The 12,204-nt window shown below is 68.2% G+C and carries 10 protein-coding genes; 5 read left to right on the top strand and 5 right to left on the bottom strand.

Annotated elements, in window-relative coordinates:
- Positions 1-23: 23 nt before the first annotated feature.
- The 5 genes from ACFW3F_RS23820 to ACFW3F_RS23800 form a co-directional block, all read right to left on the bottom strand.
- Positions 24-359: an ArsR/SmtB family transcription factor gene (locus ACFW3F_RS23820; protein ID WP_388061888.1), complete on the bottom strand. Its 336-nt coding sequence runs from the start codon at positions 357-359 to the stop codon at positions 24-26.
- Positions 360-428: 69 nt separating this feature from the next.
- Positions 429-857, bottom strand: coding sequence for an NAD(+)--rifampin ADP-ribosyltransferase (gene arr, locus ACFW3F_RS23815; protein ID WP_388061918.1), 429 nt, complete (start codon positions 855-857; stop codon positions 429-431).
- Positions 858-1,020: 163 nt separating this feature from the next.
- Positions 1,021-1,485: a hypothetical protein gene (locus tag ACFW3F_RS23810; RefSeq protein WP_388061886.1), complete on the bottom strand. Its 465-nt coding sequence runs from the start codon at positions 1,483-1,485 to the stop codon at positions 1,021-1,023.
- A 133-nt stretch (positions 1,486-1,618) separates the two neighbouring features.
- Entirely contained in the window at positions 1,619-2,887 is a 1,269-nt protein-coding gene (locus tag ACFW3F_RS23805; protein WP_388061917.1) for a sensor histidine kinase, read from the bottom strand.
- Between the two features lie 64 nt (positions 2,888-2,951).
- Positions 2,952-3,590, bottom strand: a complete 639-nt coding sequence (locus ACFW3F_RS23800) for a response regulator (RefSeq protein ID WP_388061884.1) — start codon at positions 3,588-3,590, stop codon at positions 2,952-2,954.
- A 159-nt stretch (positions 3,591-3,749) separates the two neighbouring features.
- Between ACFW3F_RS23800 and ACFW3F_RS23795 the strand changes: the two genes are divergently transcribed.
- The 5 genes from ACFW3F_RS23795 to ACFW3F_RS23775 all read left to right on the top strand — a co-directional run bounded on the left by ACFW3F_RS23795 (position 3,750) and on the right by ACFW3F_RS23775 (position 11,970).
- Positions 3,750-4,742 (top strand): diguanylate cyclase domain-containing protein, encoded by a 993-nt coding sequence (locus ACFW3F_RS23795; protein WP_388061882.1) that lies wholly within the window; start codon positions 3,750-3,752, stop codon positions 4,740-4,742.
- Between the two features lie 51 nt (positions 4,743-4,793).
- Positions 4,794-6,986, top strand: coding sequence for a DUF2254 family protein (locus ACFW3F_RS23790; protein WP_388061880.1), 2,193 nt, complete (start codon positions 4,794-4,796; stop codon positions 6,984-6,986).
- A 50-nt stretch (positions 6,987-7,036) separates the two neighbouring features.
- Entirely contained in the window at positions 7,037-9,766 is a 2,730-nt protein-coding gene (locus ACFW3F_RS23785; RefSeq protein ID WP_388061879.1) for a LuxR C-terminal-related transcriptional regulator, read from the top strand.
- Positions 9,767-9,875: 109 nt separating this feature from the next.
- Positions 9,876-10,499, top strand: coding sequence for a hypothetical protein (locus ACFW3F_RS23780; RefSeq protein WP_388061877.1), 624 nt, complete (start codon positions 9,876-9,878; stop codon positions 10,497-10,499).
- Between the two features lie 58 nt (positions 10,500-10,557).
- Positions 10,558-11,970: a carotenoid oxygenase family protein gene (locus tag ACFW3F_RS23775; RefSeq protein WP_388061875.1), complete on the top strand. Its 1,413-nt coding sequence runs from the start codon at positions 10,558-10,560 to the stop codon at positions 11,968-11,970.
- Positions 11,971-12,204: the final 234 nt, after the last annotated feature.

Below are 12,204 nucleotides of genomic sequence, written 5' to 3'. Positions count from 1 at the left end.
GCGGCCGGGGAGGTGTCGCAACCTCAACCGGCCGGCGCGCGGTCCGCGGTGTCGGCGGCGAGGATCGCATCGAGCAGGCCCGGGAAGACCCGATCCATGTCGTCGCGACGCAGTTTGGTCATCCGGCCGTTGCCGACGTCACGCTGCCAGATCAGCCCGGCCTTGCGGAGGACGCGGAAGTGGTGAGTCCGCGTGGACGGCGCCCAGGGGAGGCCGAACACACTGCAGAACTGTTCGGCCCCCTGGGGTTCGGCGGCCAATTGCGCGATCACGCTCCGGCGGTTGGTGTCCGCCAGTGCATGCAGCACCGCGGACAGATCGAACTCGTCGACGTCGGGATGTCCGTCGGCATCGGCCATCGCGCACCTCTCTCCACATTCACATCGCCCGGCGTGCCTCCGTGCCGGAACATACGAGATCCATCGTACCTAGTCGTAGAGGACCGCGTCTCCGCGCTGCCGAAGTGCTTCCAGTCCCGCGCGGAATCGTTCGAGATACTCGGGCGAATGGGGCACCCAGTCGGTCATCTCGCCGACGATCCGTACCGGTTGCGCACTGCGGTAGGAGTGGGTCGGGTTGCCGGGGAACTTCTTGTCGGTGACGTTCGGGTCGTCATGCACGTCGTCCTGCGGTTCTACGACGTAGACCCGGGGCCGACCGTCACCCACTGCCATCTCGGCCGCGAGCACCGCACCGTCGAGCACCTTGGTCATGTAGACGTAATTGGAAATGTGCTCGGGACGGTAGTTCGACCGGTGGCCCGGTGTCAGGAACTCGCCGACGCGGAGATCGGCTCTGGTGCCGTGAAAGTAAGCCCCGGACTCGTGGACCCGGAACCGTTCCGGTGTGTCCGCCATATCTGCCATCGATCGCCTCCCGTGTGTCGGTCGTCGAGCGATTGTGCACGGCCGCGGGGGCCTTGCCGCAAGCCCCTACTCCTGGCTTATGGTGAAAGGGGCAGGGGGTTCGGGGGCGGAGCACCACCCCCGAACCGTTCCCTCATCCTCCTTTCGAGAATCCTCACCACTGGTCGAAGCCGACGTTGACCTGGGGGTAACCGGTGTCGATGTGGTTGTTCATCCAGTACTGCTGTGCGTGGGGTCCCCAGATGGTGCTCATGTCGGTGTTGACGTTGTGGGGGTGGTTGGTGAGTTGGTAGTTGGCGGTGGGGCCGAAGGTTCCGATGCGGTAGATGGCGTTGACGTCGAGATGGTTGTTGTAGGGCGCTGTGGCGGTGAAGGTTTCGGTGGCGCCGGGGTAGAGGATGTGTTGGGGGGCGTTGACCCATTGGCCGCCGTCGGCGTTGGCGCCCTGAAGGTATTCGGGCTTGTCGGTGTGGTTGGTGATGGTCATGGCGACGGTGGGTTCGCCGGGCCGGGTGACGGGGAGGGTCCCGGCGTGGGCGGTGCCGGCGGCGCCGAGTGCGATGCCGGCTGCGGCGGCGAGTCCGAGGGTGGCGGTGGCGATGCGGGTGGTGGTCTTCATGGTGTGCTCCCGGTGTGGTGTGGGGTTGTTTCGGTGACACCACTGACTTTGCTCGCCGCGGGCGGTGTGTGGTTTCCGCTGACCGGGTGATGGAGGGGGTGAACCGTGCATCCACCGATCGGGGGACACGCCCTCACTGTTCGCGGGCGGGTACCTCCACGATGACGACCGTGCCGCCGCGGGGGTGGTCGGCGAGCGACATCGTGCCGCCGGCCCCCTCGATCCGCACCCGACGCGAGGCAAGACCGATGTGACCCTTGGCCTGTCGTTGACGCATCAGCTCCTCGACGTCGACGTCGGCGGGCAGACCGACACCGTTGTCGACCACGACGAGCCGCGCTCGCCCGTCGTCGAACTCCGCGGTGACCTCGACGGTTGTCGCGGAGGCGTGTTTGATCACGTTCGTCAGGAGTTCTCGGGCGGTGGCGAACAGTAGAGAGTCGGCTGAGGTGCGCAGTTCGGGCGGCCAGCCCGCGGTGTCGACAGCGACCGACGGGGCGCCGGCGCGGCTGCCGAAGGAGGATGTGAGGTCGGTCAGGGCCACCGACAGACCGGCCTGCTCGAGGACCGCCGGATGCAACTCGCTCAGAGTCGAACGCAACAGTTGCGCCGCGTCGCGCAGCGCGCCGTCGACGCGGTCGAGGGTCACGGGGTCGGCGGAGTCGCGAAGCGTGGCCAGCTCCTGCCGCCCGGCGAGGACGTACTGCAGGGCGCCGTCGTGCAGGTTGTCGGCGAGATCGCGCCGCTCGCGTTCCTCGATCTCCATCGTCGCGTCCAGCAACCGAGCCCGTTCGGCGGCAAGCGATCCGATGGTCGTGACGCGCGAGCGCTGTAAGCGGGACAACAAGATCGCGCCGACGGCCAGCGCTGCGACCACGAGGATGCGAAGCACGATCACCGACCACGGTTCACCGTTCGAGGTGCGGGCCAACGTGGAGGACACGGCATACACCGCGGTCGTGACGACCACTACCACCGCACAGGTCCTGGGCTGCAACGCGATCGCCGCGATCATCGGTACGAGGACGAATCCGCTCAGGAGAACGTCGGTGGTCCAACTCAACTCGTTGGACCGGCTCGCCACGACGGCAAGTGCGGTGAGCAGAAGGAGATCGATGGGAAGCGCGATCCACGAGTACCGGATCATCGCCGATTCGTGGCGGACGACCACGACCGCCCCGCCGATGCACCACGCCGCGTAGAGGATCGCGGTCACGACGCTGAATGCCTCCGCGTGCGCGGGCGGGTCGAGACCGACGGTCAGCAACACGAACAGCGACAGGAACAGTCGGAGGACCACCTGGATCCGTATGCCACGGATCGCATGGTCGATCAGGATGCCGTGAATCCGTGGCTCGTCGGCGAACTCGTCGAGGCCAAGATAGCTGGTGGCTCCGGCGATCTGAGGATGACCTCGGTCGTCGACCCCTCGACTCGAGGAGCCGGTGCTACTCGAGGAGCCGGCGCTATTCGAGCAATCCACGGCGCATCGCTTCGGCGACGGCGGCCGCACGGTCGGACACGCCGAGCTTCTCGTAGAGACGCTGCGTGTGCGTCTTGACCGTCGAGGCGCCGATGTACAACTCGGCAGCGACCTGTGGAATCGACTGCCCTCGAGCGAATCCCGTGAGAACCTGCCGCTCGCGCTCACTCAGCGCCGGTGCATCACGCTGGGTCTGCGCCCGGATCTCACCGGCCAGGCCGGCGGCGAGCTCGGGTGGCACCACCGTCTCGCCCTTGGCCACCCGGGTCACCGCGCCGACGATGTCGTCGCGATCGGCGTCCTTCGACAGATAACCGGCCGCACCTTCCTGGAGCGCCCGGAAGACGATCGGACCGTCGGTGACCGCGGACAACAGCAACACCCGGGTGGGTAGCCCGTCGCGCGACACCGCGTGCGCGACCTCGACGCCGGTCATGAGTGGCATCTGGTGATCGACGACCGCGACATCGGGTTTCTCACGCCGGATGAGCTCGAGCCCGGCCATCCCGTCGGCGGCCTCACCGACGACCCGCACCCGCCCACTGGCCGTCAGGCCCCGGGACACACCGTCGCGGAAAAACGGATGATCGTCGACGACGACCACGGTGACGAGGCTGTTCATCGGCTCAGGATATGTGCGGGACCTTCGGGAACCGGGGCGAACGGCACTCTCGTCCCCGAATGGGTCACAACCGGGCGCACCCCATGTGTGGCGGTCGCGGAACGCGTCGCGATTTGGCAACCTCGGGTCGGGGAGCGATACCGAGGATCGGAGTGGGGGATGTATCGACCGGACCTGCACCTGGGGACGCTGAGGGGCCCGCTGCCGCGATCACCGCTGCACGTACTGCGGACCTATCTGGCGGTGACGTCGCTGCTGTATGCGATCGGCGTGGCTCTCACCCTGTTCCCGGTCGACGACTCGGCGACCCTGTCCGACCCGACCGGCGGGCTCGTCGCCGTCGTGCTGGGCCTCACGGCGCTGGGTTGGTTGTCGGTGCGTCCGCAGCGGCCACTCCCGGCCGTGATCGCGGCCTGTGTGGCCACGCCTGCGGTGATGGCGTTCCACGAGCTGATCAGTGCCGAGTTCCTGTGCATGGTCGCGGCGATGTTCCTGGCGATGTACCTGCGCGCCACCCTCCCGCGCCGCCGGGCGTGGGCGTTCATCGGTCTGCTGACGCTCGGGTGCGTCGTTGCTCTCGCCGTGGCGCCCGCTCCCAAGTACCTCAGCACCTACATCGTCGTCGCCGTCGCCATTCCCGCTGCGGCCGAGTCCTTCGGGCTGCTGACGCGGACACTGCTCACCGCGGTCTGCACCGATCCGCTGACCGGTGTGTTCAACCGCGCGGGTTGGGAACTCGCCACAACGGGACTTCTCGACGGGCGTCGGTCGGCCGCGGCCGTCACGGTCATCTCCCTGGACATCGACGACGTCGCGACGATCTACGGCACGCAGGGTCGCGAAGCCGGGGATCGGCAACTCGCGCACCATGCCCGGACCTGCGTCGGTCTGCTGCCGGCCGACACCGCCATGGCCCGCGTGGGCGATTCCGAGTTCGCGATCTGCCTGGTCCATGACGACGGTGGCCCACCGGGACAGGCGGCGACGCTGATCGCCGAGCTGCGTCGACAACTCCCGTCCACATCGCTGGGCGCTGCCACGGCACCGGCGCCGGCGGCGAACATCACCGCCCTGCATGCGCAGGCCGCGTCCCGGCTGGCGTCGGTCCGACGCGACAGGGCCCGACGGTCCGATCAACCGGACCCGCAATGACGTCTTCGTCAAGCCCGCGAGAACGGACGGCGCTGCCGCTAGGGTCGGGGGATGACCGGGTGGTTCGATGAGCGGATCGTCGAGACCGGTCGCCTGCCGCTGTTCTTCCTGCTGCTCGCGTTCGTCCTGACATTCTTGTTCATCCGGTTCAGCGTGCGGATGATCCGCGCGGAGGTCAGCTGGTGGCCCGGGAACGTGACGCCCGGCGGGGTGCATGTCCACCACGCCTTCTTCGGCATGATGGCGATGTTGCTGGCGGGCTTCGGTTTCGTCGCGGTCGACCCGCTGCGGACCCCGGTGATCGACTGTGTGCTGGCGGCCCTGTTCGGTATCGGCGCGGCCCTTGTGCTCGACGAGTTCGCCCTGATCCTCCATCTGCGCGATGTGTACTGGGCCGAGGAAGGCCGGACGTCGATCGACGCGGTGTTCGTCGCGATCGCCATCGGCCTGCTCTTTCTCCTGGGGTTGCAACCCTTCGGCGCGTTCGAGGTCGTCGGGGACATCCGGAACGAGAACGGCCTGGTGGCAAGGCTGGTGGCTGCGGGGTTCGTCGTGCTCAACGTGCTCCTGGCGGTCGTCACCCTGCTCAAGGGCAAGGTCTGGACAGGGCTGGTGGGCATGTTCGTCCCGGTCCTGCTGTGGTTCGGTGCCGCCCGACTGGCGCGACCGCGATCACCGTGGGCCCGGTGGCGGTACAAGAACCGTCCCCGCAAACTGGCCCGGGCGATCGGGCGTGAGCAACGCTATCGAGAACCGCTGATGCGATGGAAGATCGTCGTGCAGGAAGCGGTGGCGGGCCGGTTCGGGGTGCCCGACACCCCCGCGCCGATTCCCGCTCCGGCACAGGTGCCGGTACCGACGGCGGTCGGCGTGGTGACCGAGAAGGTGCCGAGCGCGCTGGCCACCACGATCCGGTGGCGGCGTACGCGCCGGGCGCTGCGCACCGTCCCGATCTGGCGGCTGCCGGTCGTCCTGGTGACGCTGGCGATCGTCGCGGCGTGGACGACCGTCGGATTCGACGAGCTCCTCGAACTGGAAGTCGATCCGGGAACGCTGGCGACGCTGCTCAGCGTCATCGCCGGTTCGATGGCGACACTGACCGGCCTCGTGTTCACCGCCGTCACCCTCGCGATGCAGTTCGGGGCGTCGTCGATATCGGTGCGGGTGATCCCGATGCTGCAGCAGGAACCCGTCATGCGGTGGTCCACCGGCTTCTTCCTCGCGACATTCGTCTACAGCGTGATCATCGCGATCGACCTGTCGGTGGGTGGCCCGGACGAGCCGACCCCAGGCCTGTCCACCGCCATCGCGTTCATGCTCACGACGGTCAGCGCGTACCTCTTCATCGCGCTCGTCGGGAAGGTCGGGACGATCCTGAACACCGCGCGCTTGTTGCAATGGATCGCCGACGACGGCCGTTCGGCGATCGTGCGGCAGCTGCCGATGCCGACGACCAGGCATGAGACGCCCACCGGCACAACCGGGTTCGACGGTGATCTGGTTCCGGATATCGCCACCGGACAAGGTGAACCGAGCGTCGATCAGGGCTCGACGACGGATGCGTCCCACACGCAGATCAGGCTGGGGGAGGTGACCGCGCGAGGACGGGTCCTGTTGGCCGTCAACGCCGATCGTCTCCGACGGTACGCGGCGTCGTGGAACGTCGGCATCAACGTGCTCGTCGCCGTCGGTGACCATGTGCCGCACGATCTGCCGGTGGTCGAGATCGTCGGCGATCCGGCGCGGGTGGAGAAACGGCGGGTGCTGGCCTGTCTGCTGTTCGGGGACACCCACCAACCGTCGGTGAGTCCCGCTGCGGCGCTGCAGGCGATCTCGGACATCGCGCTCAAGGCGATGTCCGCGGGCAGCAACGACCCGAGCGTCGTGGTCCAGGCGCTCGACCACACCGAGGATCTGCTGCTGTTGCTGGCACCGCGGCTCTGTGACGAACACGCCGTGCCGGACACCTCGGTTCGCGGGATCCGGCGCAGCTGGGCGGACTACGTCGCGATCGGGACCGACGAGATCCGCAGGCACAGCACGGGTCAGGTGCAGGTGCAGCGCCGCCTGCGCGCGTTGTTCGAAGCCCTGCTCGCCGGGTGCGGGCCTGTGCAGTGCATTCCGGTGGCCGAACGGCTGGCCGTTCTCGACGCGCAGGTCGCGCGCGATTGGTCCGACGACCTCGATCGGCGACTCGCCGCGGCCGCGGACCGGCAGGGATACGGGTCCGAGTTCGGTCGGTGATCGTGAGCCGATAGATCACGCGAATCGGACACAACCGCTACGCTGGGTCCGTGCTCGCGTCCCGGTCCGCTGATCGTCGCGCGGTGGTCGACGAGATGCGCGAGTTCGTCGTGGCCGCCCAGCGAGAGCCGGGTGCCGTGCGTCGGGGGGTCTGCGTGATCACCGCCGGCCCGGGCGCAGGCAAAACCCATACCCTGCGGGAATTGGCATCCGCCGCCGAGGGATCCGTCCGCGGCGTGCGGGCGGACGAGCTCACGTGGCGTCAGCCGTTCGCGCTCGCGGGACAGTTGCTCGGAGTCGATCTGCCGACCCCGGTACCCGAGGGATTCGAGGACGACCTCTACGCGCGCGTGGATGCGCTGTGCGCAGGTGAACCGCTCGTACTCGTCGTCGACGACGCCCACCATGCCGATGCCGCAACCCTGGAACTGTTGTCCCGTCTCGTCGCCGTCACGCGCGTCCTTCCCCTGGTGCTGCTCGTCGGTCGCCGGCCTCTCCCGGAGCGGGACCTCCTGAATCGGTTCGTGGCGCGGGCAGAGGTCGGCGAATGGTCGCTGCCGCCACTGAGCGCCGACGAAGTCCGTCGAATCTCGAGCGAGATCATCGGTGCCGCACCGGATGACGAACTACTCGGACTGCTCGACGCCTCCGGCGGCAACCCGATGCACGTGATCTCGATACTGCGCGCCCTGCAGCAGTCCGGGGGGCTGCAGATCGTCGATGGCCGCGCGACCGTCGATGCGGACACCCGGGTGGGGATGCCGAGTGGGCTCGAGGACGCCATCGCCGAACATGTCGCGCTACTCGACGGGCGTGCGCGCGAACTGACCCAGAAGCTGGCGGTGTGGGGCGGCCCGGCGACACTCGCCCAACTGGCCGCCGTCGATGCGGTTCCGCCGGCCTCCCTTGTCGGGCCGGCGCAGTCGGCGATCGACGCCGGCATCGTCGCCGTCGACGACGAGGGAGCGTTGCGGTTCACCCATGACCTCTACGCCGACGTCACCTACGAACACCTCGATCCGATGCTGCGGTCGGTGCTGCACGACGCGCTTGCCAGCCACCCCAGCACCCGGCACAACCCGCAGTCCGTGGCGCACCACCGAATCGCTTCGGGCAGTGACGAACCGGCGATGTTCGCCGCGGTGCGCCGGGCGGAGAGCGAACTCGTCAGCACACCCGCGGTGGCCGCCGAACTCCTCGAGACCCTGACCGAACGCACCGAAAGTCCGTCCGCCGTAGTGCACCTGGCTCTCGCCCATGCGCTCGCCCGCACCGGTCAACTCGCGCGGGCATCCCGGGTTGCCGAGGAGGGTTTCGGAGCCGCTACCGAGATCGACGAGATCGCCGCACTGCATCGCGTCCTGCTGTTCGCCCTGACCGCGAAGGGCGACACCGATCGCGTCCGGCAACTGATCGACGAGACCCTGCAGCTACCCGTCGGCGACGACGTCGTTGCCACGCTGATCGATCTCCGCCGCTACGTCGGACTGCTCGACGGCCGTTCGCCTGCGCCCGAAGCTCCGTTCTTCGACGCGGAGGCGGACCTCGTGGGCCGCTCGGTGCCCGGACTGATCGCCGAGGCGCTCCGGCTCTTTCTGCGGGGCGACGTCGACGCCGGACTCCGGCTGGCCTTGGTCGCATCCGACCGCGCCGCCGAGGAAGTCGCCTCGGGAACACCGTCGACCTCCTCCGCCGACATCTGGCCGTCCCTGATCGCGCAGTACGCGCACGGACCCGCCGCCGCTGCGGATCTGCTCGCGTCGGCGACACGCGCGCGATCCATCCGCGGTTCCGACTGGATGACCGCCTACCACGAGTTCACCAGGGGAGGCATCGCACTCGGTCTCGGTGATCTCGAGGATTCGGCAGCGTCGTTCGATGCCGGCCTGGAACGGGCGGATTCCGCAGACATGGGCTGGAAGTCGATGGCCATCGGGGGCCGGGCCATCATCGACGTCCTCCGTGGCGACCTCGCAGCCGCCTCGACCCGGCTCGACGCCTGGGAGAAGAGCGGGCTGCCCGACCAGTTCGGTTTCCCCGTGCCGGCCCACGCGCGATCGCTCCTGTTGGAGGCGAACCGGAAGATGCGGGCGGCCGCAGCGTCGGCGACGTCGGTGTGGGAACACGGTCGCCGTTTCCGCCTGTCCGTCTGGTTGCCCACCGTTGCGATCGAGTGTGCCCGGATCGCCGTCCGCAGCGACGACACCGAACTGCTCGGCAGCATCATCGCAGGCCTCGACGACCTGCCCGAGCAGTCCGTGCACAGTCCCGTCGCCGTGGCTCGCGCAATGTGCGCGGTGGCCCTGCACGACGCCGACCCGATGGCGATCGTCGTCGCGGCCACCGCGAACGCCGAGCATCTGCAGACCCTCGGCGACCGCCGGACCGAGGCGAGCGTGTGGGAGGAAGCGGCGTGCGGGGCGGCGATGGCGGGTGACCGATCGCGCGCCCGCGAACTCGCCCGCCGGGCGCTGCTACTCGACCAGAAGATGGGAGCCGCGACGAGTTCTGCTCGTGTGGTCTCGCGTCTGCGGCCGCTGGGCATCCGGATGGAGACCGCGGTCCGCGATCGTCCGATGCACGGCTGGGACAGCCTGACCACGACGGAGAGAACAGTGGCCGAGCTGGTGGCAGGCGGCCTCAGCGGCGCCGAGATCGCCGACCGCCTCTACATCTCGACCCGCACAGTCCAGACCCATGTCTCACACGCCCTCGCGAAACTCGGGTTGCGCACCCGCGTCGAACTGGCCGCATTCGTCGTGGGCCGGCCGCAGAATTGATCGATCGGCACGATTGGCGGCGTTTTCTCCGTCATGACGCAGATGTTCGCGCCACCCGCGCAGCTGACAGTGGAGTCACACCACCTCAGCCGTACCGAAGGAGATCGCAGTGAACGCCAAATCGATGATCCTGGGGCTCGCCCCCTGGTTCGTGTTCGCCTGGGCCGCCGAACGGCTCGGCGCCGACCACGTGACGCTCGCGGCGATGGCGGCCTGCGCACTCGCGCTCGTCGTCACCATCTACGAGGCCGTCCGCACCAAGGGCGGGTGGAAGATCATCGATGTGGCCGGGGTGATCCTGTTCGGCGTCATCGCCCTCATCGGCCTCCTCGGCGACCATCAGGTCGACGAGACCCTCGTGTACTTCGGCCGCGGCGGATCGGCATTCGTCCTCGCCGCGGTCATGGCGATCTCGGCATTCACGGTCCCGTTCACCGAGCAGTACGCACGGGAGACCGTCGACCCCGCGTTCTGGCACACGCCCACCTTCCGCGCCAAGAACCGCAAGATCAGCCTGCTGTGGGCGGCCGCCATCGGACTCATGGGATGTGCCCATCTCGTCGCCGGGATCCTCGCCTCGACCGCCTCGGTGCCCGGCAGTCACCCCGGCAACATCCTGCTGAACTGGGTGGTCCCGATCGCCCTGATCGTGTTCGCGGTCAAGCGAACCAAGGCCATCGCGGGCGATGTCCCGAGCACTCCGGCCGAGCAGCCGTCGCAGAACGCGGGCTGAGCCCTCGTCGTAGCCCTCACAACCCCGCCGGCACGGCCCAGCCATCCGAAGGAAACCGATGACCGCCACCACCCCGCCCACGCCACCCGCACCTGTCGACCTCACCCACCACAGCCATCTGACCGGCGTCTTCGCGCCCCAACGCGAAGAGGTCGACGTCGCCGACCTCACGGTTGTCGGCGAGATCCCTGCCGATCTGCGCGGCAGTTATCTGCGCAACGGCCCCAACCCCCGATTCGACCCGATCGGTTCGTTCGTCTATCCCCTCGACGGTGACGGCATGGTTCACCGCATCGGCTTCGACGGCGGCCGGGTCAGCTACTCCAACCGATTCGTCCGAACCCCGATGGTGTCCGCTGAAGAGGCCGCCGGACACGCGATCTGGTCCGGCATCACCGATGGGTACACCCCGTCGGCCGATGAGGTGGGACCCGAACTCGCCGGCACATATCGCGAGTTGCCCGACATCAACATCGTGCGCCATGGCGGCCGATTGATGGCGATGGCCGAGTCGGACCAGCCGTACCTTCTCGATCCGGCATCGCTGGCGACCCTGGCCAAGTCGGATTGTGACGGAGCCATGCGTGTGGGGAGCACGGCTCACCCGAAGATCGATCCCGCGACCGGGGAGATGCTGCTGTTCAACTACAGCCTGGAGGCGCCGTACCTGACCTGGTCGGCGGTCGCTGCCGACGGACGCACCATTTCCGGACCGACGCCGGTGGAGGGCCTCGACAAGACGGTGATGATCCACGACATGGCCCTGACGTCGCGGTATGTCGTACTCTTCGTGTGCCCGTTGATCTTCGACCTCGAAGCGGTGATGACCGGCGGGTCGCTGTTGTCCTGGCAGCCCGACGACGGCACGCGCATCGCGCTCATCCCACGCGACGGCGGTCCGGTCCGTTGGGTGCACACCGAGCCGTTCTGGGTGTGGCACTTCGCCAACGCCTTCGACGGCCCGGGACCCGGCGACGGCGTCACCGTCGACTATGTCGAATGGAGCTACCCGGGCGGTTTCGCCGACGAACCGCGCCCGGCGACCTCTGCGCTCACCCGCGCGATCATCCGACCGGATGGGACCATCACACGGAACACGATCAGCGACAACGCATTCAACATGGAGTTCCCGCGGGTCGACGACCGACTGCTCACCCGAGACCATCATCGGGTCGCGTCGGTGGCCAAGGGGCCGCGCGACAGTGGTGCCACCGACAGCCTCTGGTTCCACGACCTCTCCGCCGGAACGGAGACGTTCTGGAGCCCGGACGCCGCCATCGGTGAGCCGATCTACATCCCGGGAACCGAACGTGACCACTGGGGTGCGATCGGCACCGACCCCACCGACATGCGTTCGTACTTCTATCTTCTCGCCGCTGACGAGCCAGCGGCCGGACCTGTCGCCACCGTCGAACTACCGATCCGCGTACCGGCCGGACTCCATGGGGCCTGGCTCGCGGACCCGGAGTGAAGCGGGGATCGTCGACTCGTGCCTGCTCCCTGAGGCGAGCTTCATTCTCTGCTCCCTGAGGTGCGAGCGAAGCGAGCCTCCAAGGGCCTCGCAAGGCGTCTCACCAGGCCCTTCGAGGCTCGTCGCTTGCGCTCCTCACACCTCAGTATCTGCGGCCTGGCGGCCGTCCGTGGACCACGAAAGACCCCCTCTGCTCCCTGAGGTGCGAGCGAAGCGAGCCACGAAGGGTGTCGC

This window comes from Gordonia sp. NPDC058843 (genome assembly GCF_042743165.1).
Taxonomy (GTDB): domain Bacteria; phylum Actinomycetota; class Actinomycetes; order Mycobacteriales; family Mycobacteriaceae; genus Gordonia.
Note: the sequence above shows the minus strand (reverse complement) of the source record. Positions and strands in the feature narration are given on the sequence as shown.